The following is a 17332-nucleotide window of genomic DNA, read 5'->3' on the forward strand; positions in this document are numbered from 1 at the left end:
CGTTCCCTGAAAGGCTGGCGGATATTATGATACAATGAGAGAGATGTACAGCAAAAACTTACATGTAAAAGAGAAAGGGACTACTAAATATGAAATTGCTTTTTGTTGGTGATGTCGTGGGCTCTCCAGGCAGAGATATGCTGAAGGAATACCTGCCGAAAATGAAGGAAAAATTCAAGCCGCATATCACTATTGTGAATGGTGAAAATGCTGCTGGAGGACGCGGCATTACTGAAAAAATATATCGTGAATTCCTCGGATGGGGTGCACAGGCAGTGACATTAGGAAATCATGCATGGGATAACCGTGAAATATTTGAGTTTATTGATGATGCCAAATACCTTGTCAGGCCAGCCAATTTTCCTGAGGAAACGCCAGGTGAAGGATTAAAGTTTCTTAAACTTAATCAGTATGAAATTGCCATTATTAATCTCCAAGCCAGGACGTTTATGCCGGCGTTGGATTGTCCGTTTCGTAAAGCGGAAGAACTTGCTGCTGAGGCGAGAAAAAGGACGCCTATCATTTTTGTAGACTTTCACGGAGAAGCTACAAGCGAAAAACAGGCAATGGGCTGGTTTTTGGATGGACAAGTTTCAGCTGTGATTGGCACTCATACGCATGTGCAGACAGCTGATCAGCGGATTCTTCCAGGCGGGACAGCTTATTTGTCAGATGCAGGAATGACCGGACCATATGACGGTATTTTGGGAATGGAAAAAGAAGCTGTCATCCACAGGTTTTTAACAAGTCTTCCAGTCCGCTTCGAAGTACCGAAAACCGGGAGAACGGTACTAAGTGCGGTGTTAATTGACATAGATGAAAAAACCGGTAAATCCAGAAAAATAGATACGATTTTAATTAATGAGGATCATCCATTTTATCATTAAGCTTCCTTCCTTTTTTCCCGTTGTGCATAGGAGCCAATGAACCTATCTTCAAGTTTGGCCCATTTGGCGCCGCCGCTTTTCCAGGCTCTTTCCATGATAGTGTGACAAGTTATTTTCTGTGACGTGTCATACTGTTTTTAAATGATGAATATAGTATCAATGAAAAGAGTTATACCTTTTGAACAAGCGTGAAAAAGGTGGGAAAACAAGGAGGACTAGGAATGGAAATATTAAAGGTTTCAGCAAAATCTAATCCTAATTCTGTAGCAGGCGCACTTGCTGGTGTTCTTAGAGAAAGAGGAGCGGCAGAAATCCAGGCCATTGGAGCTGGTGCGTTAAATCAAGCCGTCAAGGCAGTAGCGATCGCAAGAGGGTTTGTCGCACCTAGTGGAGTAGACTTGATTTGTATTCCTGCCTTTACAGATATTTTGATTGATGGAGAAGAACGGACGGCTATTAAATTGATTATTGAACCGAGATAATATGATTCTTTAATAAGCCTGTTTGCAGCCTGTGCAAGCAGGTTGTTTTTTATGATATCATTATATATTATAGGAGCCAAAAGGGGTTTATTCGTGAATATATTTGATGCACATTGTGATGTGCTTATGAAGATGTTTAACAATCCGTCACTTTCTTTTGATAGCGAATTGCTTCAATTATCATATGGGGCTTTAAAGGATGCAGGTAAAGTTCAATGCTTTGCTATTTATATACCAGAAAACGTCCATCCGGATATGAAGTTTATGGCTGCTTTATCACAGGTTCAATTATTCCATGAACGTATTTTGTCAAAGAAAGATATCATTTTCGTACAATCCAAACATGATATCGATCTTTTAAGAGAAGGGCAAATAGGAGCAATTTTGACCCTGGAAGGCTGCGACTGTGTCGGCAATGATGTATTGAAGCTTCAGACACTCCTGAGACTTGGGGTTTCATCAGTTGGATTGACATGGAACTTTTCCAATCTTCTTGCAGATGGAGCCATGGAAGAAAGAGGGGCAGGTTTATCAGATTTTGGAAAGCAAGCAGTGCGCGTTTTGAATGAAAACTCGATAACCTGTGACGTTTCGCATTTATCTGAGCATGCATTTTGGGATGTAATTGATGTGGCAGATCACGTAATTGCTTCTCATTCCAATGTATATCGCCTATGCCCTCACCCGAGGAATTTAAGAGATGAGCAGATCAAAGCCATGATTAAAAGAAACAGCATGATTGGAATTACTTTTGTTCCTCAGTTTTTGACGGCAGGTACAGAAGCCGCTATAAAAGATATATTGAATCATATAGACTATATTTGCAGTCTTGGCGGGGAAAACAATATTGGCCTTGGCTCTGACTTTGATGGCATAGACTGCACTGTCGCTTATTTGGCTTCTTATAGGGATTACAGCAGGCTGATCAATGAACTGGGCAAGTTTTACCCAGCTGCCCTTGCAGAAAAAATTATTTGGAGTAATTTTTCGGAAAATTTCTACAAATAAACCAGGCATTCGATTCTTTTTTGAAAAATAATGCAGAAACATGTAATATTCATTCATTTTCTATTCTATAATATCTAATTTTTTCCATATGTCCGAGTTGCATTTTTTTATGTTAAACGCTAGAATGGAAGCATTTAGTACACCTTTCTCTATAAAGAAAGAACGGTATTTTTATACATAATAATGCTGTTTTTAATGTGGGGTGCTAGTTGAGCAGATTACTATTCTAAGGGGTGTAGCGCATGATCAATCAGCTTTCCTGGAAAGTTGGAGGACAGCAAGGCGAAGGCATAGAAAGCACTGGAGAAATATTCTGTATTGCCCTGAATCGCTTGGGCTATTATTTGTATGGGTACCGCCATTTTTCTTCCCGGATAAAAGGTGGCCATACAAACAATAAGATTCGTGTAAGCACTAAGCAAACTAGATCTGTTTCAGATGATTTAGATATTCTTGTAGCTTTTGACCAGGAAACGATTGATGTGAATTATAAAGAACTGCATGATGGCGGCATTATCATTGCTGATGCAAAATTTGCGCCTGCTGTGCCATTTACGGATATTGCTTCTGAGCTTGGAACTTCTCTAATGAAAAATATGGTGGCCATAGGTGCTACATGTGCTGTTTTGGAAATGGACACGATTGTTTTCAGGGAAGTGGTACAGGAGATCTTCGGAAGAAAAGGCGAACAGATTGTCCAAAAAAATATGGATGCCATTCAATCAGGCTATGAATCTATGAAGAGATTGATTGCAGGGAAACCAGTATCCATGGTGCTTCAAAAAGCGGATGGGCAAAAACGCCTGTTCATGATTGGAAACGATGCCATTGCTCTTGGCGCACTTGCAGGCGGGTGCCGGTTTATGGCTGCTTATCCCATTACGCCAGCGTCAGAAATTATGGAATATTTAATTAAAAAACTTCCGGCATTTGGAGGAACCGTAATCCAGACTGAAGATGAAATTGCTGCTGCCACGATGGCAATTGGTGCTGGCTATGGAGGTGTCCGCTCAATTACGGCTTCAGCCGGTCCTGGACTTTCATTAAAAATGGAAGCCATTGGACTATCAGGCATGACAGAAACCCCGCTGGTTATAGTAGATACCCAAAGGGGAGGTCCATCGACAGGATTGCCCACAAAGCAGGAGCAATCTGACTTGATGGCAATGATATATGGCACGCACGGGGAAATTCCGAAGATTGTTATTGCGCCAAGTACTGTAGAAGAAGCATTTTATGATACAGCAGAAGCAATGAACCTTGCGGAGGAATATCAATGTCCAGTTATAGTGCTTTCAGATTTGCAGCTATCTCTCGGTAAACAAACGGTACAGCCCCTTGACAGCAGCAAGGTAGAAATCCGGAGGGGCAAGCTTTTGGCAGAAGATCTCCCTGACTTGGGGACAAATGAATATTTCAAACGCTTTGAGCTGACGGCCGATGGCATATCACCTCGTGTTCTTCCTGGGACAAAGAATGGAATTCACCATATAACAGGGGTAGAGCATGATGAAACTGGAAAACCGTCTGAGTCGGCAGCCAATCGCAAGCTGCAAATGGAAAAAAGAATGAAGAAAATAAAAAATCTTTCCATTTCTGAGCCGGTAGTGAAAAATGCCAAGCATAAAAAGGCAGACATCCTTCTTGTAGGTTTCAATTCTACAAGAGGAGCCATTGAAGAGGCAATGGAAAGACTGGAAGCTGACGGCATTAAAGCAAATCATGCTCATATACGTTTAATACACCCGTTTCCTGCTGATGAGCTTTTGCCCCTTATGCAAACCTCTGACAGGATTGCAGTGATTGAAAATAATGCTACAGGACAGCTCTCCAATCTAATAAAAATGAATGCCGGCCACATAGAAAAAATCAGAAATATCCTGAAATATGACGGCAATCCATTCCTGCCGCATGAAATTCATTCACAATGCAAGGAGCTGTTATGATATGGCTACTTTTAAGGAGTTTCGCAATAATGTAAAACCTAACTGGTGCCCGGGATGCGGCGATTTTTCCGTCCAGGCAGCCATACAGCGGGCAGCAGCAAATGCAGGCCTGGAACCTGAAAAGCTGGCAATTGTATCAGGAATCGGCTGCTCCGGCCGTATATCTGGATATATAAAATCTTATGGTTTTCATGGAATTCATGGCCGGTCCCTTCCTATCGCGCAGGGAGTGAAAATGGCCAACCGGGATCTGACGGTCATCGCATCGGGAGGAGACGGCGATGGTTTCGCAATAGGGATGGGGCACACTGTCCATGCCATCCGCCGGAATATAGACATCACGTATATTGTAATGGACAACCAGATATATGGATTAACCAAAGGACAAACATCCCCGCGGTCATCAGCCGGGTTTAAAACAAAATCAACTCCGCAGGGATCCATAGAGCAGGCGATTTCTCCTATGGAGCTTGCGCTTTCAGCCGGTGCAACTTTTGCAGCCCAAAGTTTTTCAACAGATTTAAAGGATCTGACAGCCCTGATTGAAGAAGGGATAAAGCACAAAGGCTTTTCTTTCATTAATGTCTTCAGCCCTTGTGTGACATATAATAAAATTAACACCTATGACTGGTTTAAAGAGAATATTACCAAACTTGGAACAATTGAAGGGTATGACCCATCAGACAGGGAAATGGCCATGAAAACAATCATGGAAAAGGACGGCCTGATTACCGGGCTGATTTACCAGAATAAAGAGCGCCCGTCTTATCAGGAAATGATACCGGGTTATGGAGAAAAGCCGCTTTCTGCATCCAGCCTGACAGTAAGCCAGGAAATTTTTGATAAACTTGCTTCTGAATTTATGTAGAGAAATAAAGGGTTATTTTCACATTGTGAAAATAACCCTTTTGCCATAATACCGCTATCCTGCAAACAGCCATCAGTGATGACGGTGTTTATTACGATGGCACCGGGCACATCATTAAATTAGTCCAAAAGTCATTCCTGTTAGTTCTGCGGCTATCTGAGCTGTTGCTCACATTATCATTATTGAAATGATAGCATCTGCCTTGGCTGCCTGTGTTGTTTGTATTTGCAGATTTCCTGTCATGCTTGTCTCCTCCCCATGAGAAATATGTTCATACTATCTTACGCAAAAAAGGACAAGCGGTGCGGGAAACTGTCATCCTAAAAAACAGGCAGCATTGATGGATGATCAATTTGCTTTTTTAAAAGGGCTGTTTTCTCTCCAGGATGCTCGCTTTCTGTGGGCGGGCTGAGCTCCTTAGCTGTTCCTAATCCTGCAGGATTTTCGCACCTTACGCTCCAATCAACCCGATTTAACAGTGGGTTCGCCTCACAGAACTTGTTAAAAAACTGCAATCTTTAAGAAAAGAGCCTTAAAAATGAATTACTTGAGATATTATCACCATGATGCAAATGTCATCATAAATTTTAAATGGTGCCAATTATTAAAAAAATGTCCCGCTTAAAGCCACATGTCCACTCAAGAAGGACAGTGGTATTTACAACTATTTTTCTTTAATGCTAAAATACTATTATACTTAGAAAATAACATGTGCTTTAAGGGGAGAGTGTACATATTGAACGGAAAAATGAAAGCGCTTGTAAAACATCGCAGAGGATTTGGAGCAGAGCTCAGAATAGTCGATATACCTGCCATAAATGAAACTGAAGTACTAATCAAAGTAAAAGCAACGTCTATTTGCGGTACAGATGTACATATCTATTCATGGGATGCATGGTCACAGGGCAGGGTAAATCCTCCCTATGTTTTTGGCCATGAATTTTCTGGAGAAGTAGTGGAGATTGGAGACAAGGTAACAAGTGTGAAAATAGGGGATTATGTGTCAGCAGAAACACATATTGTCTGCGGGACTTGTCCACAATGTTTGACCGGCCAAGGGCATATCTGTAAAAATACCAAAATAATCGGTGTGGATACACAAGGGTGTTTTGCAGAGTATGTGGCTCTTCCTGCGGGTAACTTATGGAAAAATCCTGCGGAGATGCCATTGGATGTTGCCTCTATTCAGGAGCCGATGGGAAATGCAGTACACACAGTCCTCGCTGGCGAAGTAACCGGTAAAACTGTTGCAGTCATCGGGTGCGGACCCATAGGCATCATGGCTGCGGGTGTTGCGAAGGCCGCGGGTGCGGCTAAGGTTATTGCTTTTGATCTAAACGATTACCGTCTTAAGCTTGCTAGAGATATGGGTGCCGATTATACAGTTAACTCAGGACAGGAAGACCCGCTTGAACAGGCATATAATCTTACTGATGGTAACGGAGTGGATGTGGTTTGTGAGATGAGCGGGCATCCTGCAGCCATCAATCAAGGCCTTAAGATGGCGACAAATGGCGGCAGGGTATCCATTTTAAGTTTGCCTGTCAAGCCAGTAGAAATTAACATAACAGATGACATAGTATTCAAGGGCCTTACTGTACAGGGAATTACCGGCAGAAAAATGTTTCAGACATGGCAGCAGGTTTCCGGCCTTCTTGCGTCAGGCCAAGTAGATGTGACGCCTGTAATTACCCATCACCTCCCGCTGGAAGAGTTTGAAAAGGGCTTTGAATTAATGATAAAGGGCGAATGCGGGAAAGTAGTGCTGACACCATAAGCATATTGATTTTTACCTGCGTGTAAAAAATGAAGATTTAAAAGGAGGATTATTATGAAGGGCTTTGAATACTTACAGAATGAACTGGATGCAATGAAAAAAGAGGGAACTTTCAGGAAGCTTGTTCCGATTGAATCTGATCAGGGTTCAAAAGTTGTGGTCAATGGAAAAGAGGTTATCCAATTGTCCTCAAACAACTATCTTGGCCTTACCAATCATCCGCGCCTTAAAAAGGCTGCCTTGAAAGCTGTTGAAGAGTTCGGCGCAGGCACAGGATCTGTCCGGACGATTGCAGGCACTTTCTCAATGCACGAGGAACTTGAAGAAAAATTAGCGAAATTCAAGCATACAGAGGCAAGCCTTGTTTTTCAGTCAGGGTTCACCACAAATCAGGGCGTTCTCTCAGCGATATTAACGCCTGAAGATGTCGTGATATCGGATGAGTTAAATCATGCATCCATCATTGATGGAATCCGCCTGACTAAATCAGGGCGCAAAGTATATAAACATGTGGATATGAAATCCCTTGAATCAGCCCTCAGGGAATCAAAAGATTACAGAAAAAGGCTGATTGTAACGGATGGTGTTTTTTCCATGGATGGAAACATAGCACCACTTCCTGAAATCGTGGAATTAGCAGAAAAGTACGATGCGCTTGTCATGGTTGATGATGCACATGCTTCTGGTGTGCTTGGCAAGAACGGCCGCGGAACGGTTAACCACTTTGGCCTTGACGGGAGGGTGCATATTCAGGTGGGCACACTAAGCAAGGCAATCGGTGTACTTGGCGGGTATGTTGCAAGCTCCAGAACTCTAATTGATTACCTGATTCACAAAGGCCGCCCTTTTTTATTCAGTACATCACATCCTCCTGCAGTCACAATGGCTTGTATAGAAGCCATTGATGTTCTTTTGGAAGAACCCCAGCTGATTGACCGGCTATGGGAAAATACCAGGTTCTTTAAAGCCGGATTAAAGGAATTGGGATTCAACATTGGAGACAGCGAAACGCCAATCACTCCAGTCATAGTCGGGGATGAAGCATTGTCGCATCAATTTTCAGATCTGCTGCTTCAGTACGGTGTTTTTGCCCAGGGAATCGCGTTTCCAACTGTAGCTAAAGGGCTGGCGCGTGTCCGGACGATTGTTACCGCCCAGCACTCTGAATCAGAGCTTAAACAAGCGCTTTCTGCATTCGAAACAGCAGGAAAAGAGCTTGGGATCATAAAGTGAAAACGCGGGGCAGCAATGTCCCCTTTTTCCTGATCCATCTGCGGAAGCTACTTGGAAATTTCAGTCGAGAGGCGTGTTTGAAAATGGATTCATCCCTCTGCAAACATTATAAAATATTGTTGTAAGAGATTATTTAGTTTAAAATGGTAAGTTGTAAGCGAAAAACTTATCTTATGCAATTTTTTATATAGTGAAAGAAGGGATATTCCATGAACGAAAAACAGCGTTTGGAAACACAGCAAGTAAAGGCGGACAATTCAGCGGACAAAAAATCCGTGAAGGATTACAGCCAATACTTTCAAGCGGTTTACGTTCCTCCTTCCTTAAAGGAAGCAAAGAAACGGGGAAAAGAAGAAGTAAAATATGATGCCTTTGCCATTCCTGAAGAGTTCAGGGCTATGGGTGAAGGAAGAAAGTTCTTTATACGTACATATGGCTGCCAGATGAATGAACATGATACCGAAGTGATGGCCGGCATCTTTATGGCCCTTGGATATGAAGCAACAGACACAGTGGAAGACGCCAATGTCATCCTGCTTAACACGTGTGCCATACGTGAAAATGCAGAAAATAAGGTTTTTGGCGAGCTTGGCCACTTGAAATCGCTGAAAAGCGAAAAACCTGATTTGCTCTTGGGAGTATGCGGATGCATGTCACAGGAGGAATCGGTTGTAAATCGGATTCTTTCAAAGCATGGATTTGTTGATATGATATTTGGCACCCATAATATCCATCGATTGCCCAATATCCTCCATGATGCTTATATGTCTAAAGAAATGGTCATCGAAGTATGGTCGAAGGAAGGCGATGTTATTGAAAACCTTCCAAAGGTCCGTAAAGGAAAAACAAAAGCATGGGTCAACATCATGTATGGCTGCGATAAATTCTGCACCTATTGCATTGTTCCTTATACCCGGGGGAAGGAAAGAAGCCGGCGGCCCGAAGAAATCATCGCTGAGGTCCGCCATCTTGCTGCACAGGGATATAAAGAAATCACCCTTCTCGGCCAAAATGTAAATGCATATGGCAAGGATCTTGAGGACATCAGATTCGGTCTTGGCGATTTAATGGATGAAATCCGAAAAATCGATATACCAAGGGTGCGTTTTACAACAAGCCATCCTAGGGATTTTGATGATCACTTGATAGAAGTACTTGCAAAAGGCGGAAATCTTGTTGAACATATTCACCTCCCTGTCCAGTCAGGCAGCACGGAAATTCTAAAAATAATGGCCCGCAAGTATACCCGCGAGCAATACCTAGAGCTTGCTGCAAAAATTAAAGCATCCATTCCTAACGCTACCCTTACAACCGATATCATAGTTGGATATCCAAACGAAACGGATGAGCAATTTCAAGAAACACTTTCATTGTATAAAGAAGTGGGTTTTGACGCAGCATATACCTTTATTTATTCGCCGCGCGAAGGCACACCGGCTGCCAAGATGCAGGACAATGTACCAATGGAAGTGAAGAAAGAGCGTCTACAGCTTTTAAATGCGCTTGTAAATGAAACCTCCGCCTTAAAAATGAAAGAGTATGAAGGCCAGGTAGTTGAAGTGCTTGTTGAGGGCGAAAGCAAAAATAACCCCGAAGTATTAGCGGGATATACAACAAAAAATAAGCTCGTTAACTTTATTGGACCTAAATCTGCGATTGGCCAAATTGTTAAAGTGAAAATCACTAAAGCCAAAACATGGTCATTGAACGGGGATATGGTTGAAGAAGCAGCGGCTTCAGAGGTGAAATAATGGTAAAGTTCTCAAAAGATGATATTCTTCAAAGAGCAGCAGACCTTGCACAAATGATTTCAGAAACGGAAGAAGTGGATTTTTTCAAACGTGCTGAAGCTCAAATTAATGAAAATCAAAAAGTCCGCGAAATGATTGCAAGCATTAAAAGCCTGCAAAAACAGGCAGTGAATTTCCAGCATTATGGGAAAGAACAAGCTTACAGGCAGGTGCAGGAAAAAATCGATGCACTAGAAAAAGAACTTGATGAGCTGCCGATTGTACAGGAATTTAAGCAATCACAGGTTGATGTGAACGATCTATTGCAAATGGTGGCTTCACAAGTTTCAAATACAGTCACTGATCTGATCATTGAAAGTACTGATGGAGATAAATTGCGCGGTGAAACAGGATCACGCACGAATGCAGGCGGAAGCAGCTGCATGTAATAAAACAAGAAACCCCCTTCATTTACGTGAAGGGGGTTTTTCTTGTATAAAGATGTTTGACTCCTGGAGATTAATGCCCGCAGGCGAGACCCCGCAGGTGGATCGGCGTGGGCTTCCAAGGATCCATGCACCTGGGACAGAAATCCACAGGCAGTTAAAAAAGTCATATAGAAAAAAGAATCATTGCTTGTTTGTTTATTTTTTAAAAACTTCCTCAGGAAATCATTTAAACCTTTGCAGACCTTGCCGCAATCATGACACATAACCATATGGGCTAGCATAAAATGAGATAGATAAACAATATAAAACCACCAGTTTCTATTTAAAACTTATTCGCACATTAGACTTTTAACCTGCATAGGATGAATGGAAACTGAATGAGGAGGGTTCGCTAGCATGTCACATTACAGAGAGATAATTACAAAAGCGGTGGTGGCAAAGGGACGCAAATTCACTAAGTCCCAGCACATCATTTGCCCGGCTCATCATCCTTCTAGCATTCTCGGTTGTTGGATCATAAATCACAAGTATGAGGCACATAAAGTCGGCAAAAAAGTGGAAATAAGCGGCAGCTACGAAATAAATGTTTGGTATTCTTATAGTGATAATACAAAAACAGAAGTCGTAACTGAAAAGGTTCATTATAAAGATGTCATATCTTTGAAATACCGCGATCCTGATTGCAATGACGATCAAGATGTCATTGCTAAAGCCGTACAACAGCCAAATTGTATAGAAGCCTGCATTTCGCCTTGTGGACAGAAAGTGATTGTACACGTCGAAAGGGAATTCTTTGTGGAAGTCATCGGAGAAACAAAGGTTTGTGTCGCCGTTAATCCAGATGGCTGTGATGATGACTGGGGCAGTGATTTAGAAGATGATTTTGACGATTTAGATCCAAATTTCCTGGGTGATTTTGAGGATGAATAAATACTGAGATTTATCTAAGGTTGCCGGATGATTATCCTATATCATCCGGTTTGTTTTTTTTGACTGGAACATATTATAACCTTTTTCAAAAGTAATGCCGGAAAAGGGGGATATGATATAATGAATGCGAGAAGAATCTTTAATTTTTGGTTAGGAAGGTTTTGGCAATATGACAGGATATACTCCCATGATTCAGCAATATTTAAAAATCAAGGCAGATTATCAGGATGCCTTTTTATTTTTCCGTCTGGGTGATTTTTATGAAATGTTCTTTGAAGACGCCCTATCAGCATCACAGGAACTTGAAATCACCTTAACCAGCCGTGAAGGAGGCACAGAAGAAAGAATTCCGATGTGCGGTATTCCTTATCATGCGGCTGCTGGCTATATAGATATATTAATAGAAAAAGGCTATAAAGTTGCCATTTGCGAACAGGTAGAAGACCCCAAGAAAACCAAGGGGATGGTCAGGCGCGAAGTTGTTCAGCTCATTACTCCGGGAACAAAAATGGATGGAAAAGGCCTGGATGAGAAGGAAAATAATTATATCGCTGCTGTTTCTGACTTTGAAGACGGGACATTTGGTTTTGCCTATAACGATTTGTCCACAGGAGAAAGCAGGGCAACAATCATCAGCGGCACTTTTGAAGATGTTTTTAATGAGCTTGCCATATTAGGCGCTAAAGAAGTTGTGGTGGCAAACGGTTTTAATCCTGACTGGCAAAAAAAATGGCAGGAAAGAGGAATTCCCGCTCTTTCGTATGAAGATGAAACAGCAGAAAGCATGCAATTTCAGCATTTGATTGGAAGACTTGAAGACACAAGACACCGTTTGGCTGTTTCCCGCCTGTTTCATTATCTGTTTCGCACGCAAAAACGAGCGCTGGATCACCTGCAGCCGGTATTGAGCTATGAAAGCAATCATTATATGAAAATCGATTATTATTCAAAACGGAACCTGGAGCTTACTGAAACAATCCGTTCAAAAGGGAAGAAAGGATCGTTATTGTGGCTGCTCGATGAAACGAAAACTTCAATGGGCGGCAGGCTTCTTAAACAATGGATCGACAGGCCGCTCATTAATAAAAGTCAAATCGAGAAACGGCAGTCACTCGTAGAAACTTTGAAAAATAATTATTTTGAACGCCAGGATATCCGCGAACGGCTTAAGGAAGTTTATGATTTAGAACGCCTTGCCGGACGGGTAGCTTTTGGAAATGTTAATGCCAGGGACTTAATACAGCTGAAACGCTCTTTAATGCAGCTTCCTGCCTTGAAGGAAATTCTATCTTCCCTGAAGAACGTGGATATGAAGCTTCTTTCTGAAAAGCTTGATCCATGTGAAGATGTCACAAGTTTGCTTCAAAAGTCTCTTGCGGAAAATCCGCCTCTTTCTGTAAAGGAAGGAAACATTATACAAGACGGATATCACGGGGAGCTTGATGAATACCGGGATGCCAGCCGCAACGGGAAAACCTGGATTGCAAGCCTTGAACGGGAAGAGCGTGAAAGGACAGGGATCAGGTCTCTTAAAATTGGATATAATCGTGTTTTTGGCTATTATATAGAAGTGACAAGAGCTAACTTGCACCTGCTTGAAGAAGGAAGATATGAACGCAAACAGACACTGACAAACGCAGAGCGTTTCATCACACCAGAGCTTAAAGAGAAGGAAGCGCTGATTCTGCAGGCGGAAGAAAAAAGCACGGGCCTTGAATATGACTTATTTCTTCAAATCAGGGAAGAAATCAAATCACACATTCCGCGGCTGCAGGCAATAGCTAAAAAGGTAAGTGAACTTGATGTTCTGCAATGCTTTGCAACCATTAGCGAAGAAAGGCACTACGTAAAGCCGGATTTTTCACAGGACAGGACCATCATGATCAAGGACGGCCGCCATCCTGTAGTAGAAAAAGTACTTCAATCCCAGGAGTACGTACCGAATGATTGCCGCATGAATTCAGAAAGAGAATTATTGCTGATCACTGGCCCTAACATGTCAGGTAAGAGCACATATATGCGGCAGATTGCTTTAACATCCATATTGGCTCAGATTGGCTGCTTTGTTTCAGCGAGTGAAGCAACATTGCCTATATTTGATAAAGTCTTTACCCGGATTGGAGCAGCAGATGACTTAATTTCAGGGCAGAGCACCTTCATGGTCGAAATGCTTGAAGCTAAAAACGCAATAAACAATGCGACAGAAAACAGTTTGATATTATTTGATGAAATAGGCCGGGGAACCTCTACCTATGACGGTATGGCTCTTGCACAGGCAATCATTGAACATATTCATGATAAAATTGGCGCAAAAACACTATTTTCAACGCATTACCATGAATTGACGGTACTGTCGAAAGAACTCGGACGTCTTGAGAATATCCATGTCAGCGCAGTGGAGCAAAACGGACATGTGGTATTCCTTCATAAAATAAAAGAAGGGTCTGCAGATAAAAGCTACGGCATCCATGTGGCGAAGCTGGCAGAACTGCCACCTTCTCTTATCCAGCGGGCAAATGAAATTTTAGAGAAGCTCGAAAAAGAATCTTTTATTGAAAAAAATAAGGATAATCCTGAGGCAGAAACCGTGCATGAAGCAAGCTCTATAGAAAGTGATGCCCAGCTATCCTTTTTTACAGCTGAAACAGCAGCTGTAAAAAAGTCAGCTTCCCCCAAAGAGAAAAACGTCCTTGAAGAATTAAAAGGACTAAACCTTCTTGAAATGACGCCGCTTGAAGCATTAAATGAGATGTACAGGCTCCAAAAAAAATTAAAATAACAGGAATAATAAAGAAACGAGGCGAGTGTTATGGGCAAAATATTGCAGCTTGACGAAGCATTATCAAATAAAATAGCTGCAGGAGAAGTTGTAGAGCGTCCTGCATCTGTAGTAAAAGAGCTTGCAGAGAATGCAATTGACGCCAATAGCTCCATCGTGGAAATAGAATTAGAAGAGGCAGGACTGGCTAAAATCAGGATCATTGATAATGGTGACGGAATCCTGCCTGATGATGTGGAAAAGGCGTTCAGGCGCCATGCAACAAGCAAAATAAAGGATGAAAATGATTTATTCAGGATACGGACACTTGGATTCAGGGGAGAAGCACTGCCGAGCATTGCCTCTGTTTCTCATTTTGAATTAAAAAGCAGCACAGGAGAAGGTCCGGGAACACGAATTTTCCTAGAGGGCGGGTCTGTCAGGGAGCTAGAAGCTTCTTCAAGCAGAAAAGGTACAGATATCACTGTATCAAGCTTATTTTATAATACACCTGCACGCTTAAAATATATGAAAACCATTCATACTGAACTAGGTAATATTACCGATGTTGTGAATCGGCTGGCATTATCTCATCCGGAGGTATCTTTCAAGCTGACACACAATGAAAAAAAACTCCTGCATACAACCGGTAATGGAGATGTCCGCCAGGTGCTTGCCAGTATCTACGGCATGAATATCGCAAAGAAAATGATCCCTGTTGAAGGAAGCTCTCTCGATTTCAAAATTTCAGGCTATGTGGCCCTCCCGGAAATTACCAGGGCTTCGAGAAACTATATATCTACGATGATCAACGGCAGATTCATTAAAAACTATGCATTGGCCAAGTCCATAATGAACGGCTATCATACCCTTTTGCCAATAGGCCGATTTCCTATTGTTCTATTATCAATAGAAATGGACCCCATTCTTGTTGATGTAAATGTCCACCCATCAAAAATGGAGGTGCGGCTGAGTAAGGAAGCTGAATTGGATCAGCTGGTTACCGATATGATTAAGGGTGTATTTAAAAAGGTATCTTTAATTCCAAGCGGCTTTGTTCCTCCTAAAAAGGAAAAACCAGTTTCAGAGCAAACTTCACTGGATTTGGAGCATGCCGTACAGCAGGGAAAACAAGTGCTCCAGGAGGCAAAAAAACAGTCGGAGCTTTTAAAGGAAGCGCTTGTTAAAGAACAACCAAGCGAGCACTCTTTTTCCGGCTTTACAGGCATTGAGGAATTAAATGAACAAATCCATCGCGACGAAGATCCCAGCGGATACTCCGGGGAATTGTCTTCCTTCCGCGAAGATCAAACTCGAGTCATTGAGGCTGAAAAACCGGATGAGCATATTTTCCAGACGGCCGAGGCATTTATGACAACAACAATGGAACAGGAAGAATATGTATACCAGGAAACAGCAGAACGGGTGCCTCCTATGTATCCAATTGGCCAGATGCATGGCACATATATCTTTGCACAAAATGAAAAAGGCCTCTACATTATTGACCAGCATGCTGCCCAGGAGAGAATCAAATATGAGTATTTCTCCGAAAAGGTGGGCACTGTTGAAAAAGAGCTGCAAGACATGCTCATACCAATAACTCTTGAATACTCAACAGATGAGTGCATCCGGATCAATGAGAATAAGGAAGAACTGGAAAAGGTAGGAGTCTTTTTGGAGGAGTTCGGCTACAACTCTTACATCGTCCGTGCTCACCCTCAGTGGTTTCCGAAAGGAAATGAAAAAGGAATCATGGAGGAAATGATCGAACAGCTGCTTTCCATGAAGAAAGTGGATGTTAAAATGCTAAGGGAAGCAGCAGCCATTCTCATGAGCTGCAAAGGCTCCATTAAAGCGAACCGCCATTTGCGCAATGATGAAATACAAGCCCTGCTTGACCAGCTGCGAAAGACGGCGGATCCTTTCACATGCCCGCACGGAAGGCCGATTATTATTCAATACTCGATTTATGATATGGAAAAGATGTTTAAAAGGGTTATGTGAAAAAATTTAGAAAAAACAAAGAAGGCAAGCCTGGCATAAACCAGGCTTGCCTTTATCTATAGGTGATGCTATAGGATTTGCTGGAAAGAGCAGCAGTTATCCGCGTCTTCCGCCTCTTCCGCCACGTTTTGTCTCAGTGTTGCGTTTGAGGGAGGATAGATTTTCTTCACTGGTTTTTAAAAAACGGGCCATTTTATCTTCGAAATTTTCTTTTGGCTTGAAATTTCCTTTTGAACGGCTATCAGGTCTTGCCTGGCGAGGCGGACGCTGTGAATAAGATGGCTTTTGCCCTTCAGGCCTGTCAATTGCCTTTTTGATGGAAAGAGCAATTTTTCCTTCTTTTTCACTAATAACTTTTACTTCAATCAGGTCGCCCACTTTTAGGTGATCATTTACATCTTTAACATAGCTGTCTGCTACCTCGCTGATATGAACAAGTCCGGTCGATCCTCCCGGAAGTTCAATAAATGCTCCAAAATTAGTGATTCCTGTAACTTTTCCTTGTACCTTGCTGCCTACTTCTACTGACATATAAATAATGTTCCCCCTCAATGATTTTAAAAACACTTAATTATAACAAACTATGTTAAAAAGAATCAACTATTGTAGGTTTTGTTCCGTTTTTTCTAAGAAAAAATTCAAAATCCGCACTTAGTCTACTAATTAACAGCAGTTTAACCAGTGGTGCTGACTTGTAAAGCGGCAATATTTGTTTGTACAATAGTTCATTGAATTTTTAGTGGTTCTGTTAATGCTTAAGATGATTTTGCCTTAGTGATTGAAGCGGGAGGTGCGTGAGCCTTAAGATCTTTGCTTAGGCAGGAATCCTGAACTAATGAGGAACGATTCTCGTATTCAGCTTGGCATAGTGACAATCGGCCTGATTTGACTTCTAATTTCATTTAAATCAATTATATGATCGGTTACCAAACGCATATATTCGTTCTTATGGAAGGCGGCTTTTAGGCCAACTACTCAGCAGAAGAAGCGGTTTAATTAAGCGATTCAGGCGGAGTGGAATTGATGGGTGATTCTTCTTGTGGTGCTTTGATTTAGTCAGCGCATTAACAGGTGAGATATATGCTTTACAGCTATATTTATGCAGAAGCATGATGATGGTTTTGAGGCACTTTTTCGTAAGAAGAGAAAGGCATTCTTCTGGTATTAAAACATTATTGCGCAAATGGTGAGCAACTGTCATTACACATATAATCACTTTATTAAGGGCTGGTGAGGGGCTCTTTTTATTTGCATCGTCAA

The 17332-nt window shown here is 42.0% G+C and carries 13 protein-coding genes; 12 read left to right on the forward strand and 1 reads right to left on the reverse strand.

Annotation, left to right across the window (positions count from 1 at the left end; all coding sequences use genetic code 11):
* Positions 1–89 precede the first annotated feature (89 nt).
* From ACN6MY_RS10525 to mutL, 12 genes are all read left to right on the forward strand, one after another.
* A complete protein-coding gene (locus ACN6MY_RS10525; RefSeq protein ID WP_419883883.1) occupies positions 90–887 on the forward strand; it encodes a TIGR00282 family metallophosphoesterase in 798 nt (265 codons plus the stop codon).
* A gap of 221 nt (positions 888–1108) precedes the next feature.
* Entirely contained in the window at positions 1109–1369 is a 261-nt protein-coding gene (spoVS, locus tag ACN6MY_RS10530) for a stage V sporulation protein SpoVS (protein WP_029281188.1), read from the forward strand.
* Positions 1370–1420: 51 nt separating this feature from the next.
* Positions 1421–2377 carry a dipeptidase gene (locus ACN6MY_RS10535; RefSeq protein ID WP_419883884.1) on the forward strand — a complete coding sequence of 319 codons (957 nt, stop codon included), beginning with the start codon at positions 1421–1423 and terminating at the stop codon, positions 2375–2377.
* Positions 2378–2619: 242 nt separating this feature from the next.
* Entirely contained in the window at positions 2620–4323 is a 1704-nt protein-coding gene (locus ACN6MY_RS10540; protein ID WP_419883885.1) for a 2-oxoacid:acceptor oxidoreductase subunit alpha, read from the forward strand.
* Between the two features lies 1 nt (position 4324).
* The gene (locus ACN6MY_RS10545) at positions 4325–5191 is read left to right on the forward strand and encodes a 2-oxoacid:ferredoxin oxidoreductase subunit beta (RefSeq protein WP_419883886.1); all 867 of its coding nucleotides are present in this window, start codon (positions 4325–4327) and stop codon (positions 5189–5191) included.
* Positions 5192–5927: 736 nt separating this feature from the next.
* Entirely contained in the window at positions 5928–6968 is a 1041-nt protein-coding gene (gene tdh, locus ACN6MY_RS10550) for an L-threonine 3-dehydrogenase (protein WP_419883887.1), read from the forward strand.
* Between the two features lie 54 nt (positions 6969–7022).
* A complete protein-coding gene (locus tag ACN6MY_RS10555) occupies positions 7023–8201 on the forward strand; it encodes a glycine C-acetyltransferase (protein WP_419883888.1) in 1179 nt (392 codons plus the stop codon).
* Between the two features lie 209 nt (positions 8202–8410).
* Positions 8411–9952: a tRNA (N6-isopentenyl adenosine(37)-C2)-methylthiotransferase MiaB gene (gene miaB / locus ACN6MY_RS10560; RefSeq protein WP_419883889.1), complete on the forward strand. Its 1542-nt coding sequence runs from the start codon at positions 8411–8413 to the stop codon at positions 9950–9952.
* Entirely contained in the window at positions 9952–10380 is a 429-nt protein-coding gene (locus ACN6MY_RS10565; RefSeq protein WP_419883890.1) for a RicAFT regulatory complex protein RicA family protein, read from the forward strand. Before miaB ends, ACN6MY_RS10565 begins: the two co-directional genes overlap by 1 nt.
* A 396-nt stretch (positions 10381–10776) precedes the next feature.
* Positions 10777–11310 (forward strand): outer spore coat protein CotE, encoded by a 534-nt coding sequence (locus ACN6MY_RS10570; protein ID WP_419883891.1) that lies wholly within the window; start codon positions 10777–10779, stop codon positions 11308–11310.
* A 169-nt stretch (positions 11311–11479) separates the two neighbouring features.
* Positions 11480–14089: a DNA mismatch repair protein MutS gene (gene mutS, locus ACN6MY_RS10575; RefSeq protein ID WP_419883892.1), complete on the forward strand. Its 2610-nt coding sequence runs from the start codon at positions 11480–11482 to the stop codon at positions 14087–14089.
* Positions 14090–14119: 30 nt separating this feature from the next.
* The gene (gene mutL / locus ACN6MY_RS10580; protein WP_419883893.1) at positions 14120–16072 is read left to right on the forward strand and encodes a DNA mismatch repair endonuclease MutL; all 1953 of its coding nucleotides are present in this window, start codon (positions 14120–14122) and stop codon (positions 16070–16072) included.
* Positions 16073–16168: 96 nt separating this feature from the next.
* Here the strand turns inward: mutL and ACN6MY_RS10585 are convergent, their stop codons facing one another.
* A complete protein-coding gene (locus ACN6MY_RS10585; protein WP_071350681.1) occupies positions 16169–16603 on the reverse strand; it encodes a S1 domain-containing RNA-binding protein in 435 nt (144 codons plus the stop codon).
* Between the last annotated feature and the right edge of the window lie 729 nt (positions 16604–17332).

The organism is Peribacillus sp. B-H-3, assembly GCF_048572925.1.
In the GTDB taxonomy this organism is placed as follows: Bacteria; Bacillota; Bacilli; order Bacillales; family DSM-1321; genus Peribacillus.

Coding starts and splice junctions, on each gene's coding strand:
- ACN6MY_RS10525 (WP_419883883.1), top strand. CDS start 90: ATGAAATTGCTTTTTGTTGGTGATGTCGTGGGCTCTCCAGGCAGAGAT.
- spoVS (WP_029281188.1), top strand. CDS start 1,109: ATGGAAATATTAAAGGTTTCAGCAAAATCTAATCCTAATTCTGTAGCA.
- ACN6MY_RS10535 (WP_419883884.1), top strand. CDS start 1,421: ATGATATCATTATATATTATAGGAGCCAAAAGGGGTTTATTCGTGAAT.
- ACN6MY_RS10540 (WP_419883885.1), top strand. CDS start 2,620: ATGATCAATCAGCTTTCCTGGAAAGTTGGAGGACAGCAAGGCGAAGGC.
- ACN6MY_RS10545 (WP_419883886.1), top strand. CDS start 4,325: ATGGCTACTTTTAAGGAGTTTCGCAATAATGTAAAACCTAACTGGTGC.
- ACN6MY_RS10555 (WP_419883888.1), top strand. CDS start 7,023: ATGAAGGGCTTTGAATACTTACAGAATGAACTGGATGCAATGAAAAAA.
- miaB (WP_419883889.1), top strand. CDS start 8,411: ATGAACGAAAAACAGCGTTTGGAAACACAGCAAGTAAAGGCGGACAAT.
- ACN6MY_RS10565 (WP_419883890.1), top strand. CDS start 9,952: ATGGTAAAGTTCTCAAAAGATGATATTCTTCAAAGAGCAGCAGACCTT.
- ACN6MY_RS10570 (WP_419883891.1), top strand. CDS start 10,777: ATGTCACATTACAGAGAGATAATTACAAAAGCGGTGGTGGCAAAGGGA.
- mutS (WP_419883892.1), top strand. CDS start 11,480: ATGACAGGATATACTCCCATGATTCAGCAATATTTAAAAATCAAGGCA.
- mutL (WP_419883893.1), top strand. CDS start 14,120: ATGGGCAAAATATTGCAGCTTGACGAAGCATTATCAAATAAAATAGCT.
- ACN6MY_RS10585 (WP_071350681.1), bottom strand. CDS start 16,603: ATGTCAGTAGAAGTAGGCAGCAAGGTACAAGGAAAAGTTACAGGAATC.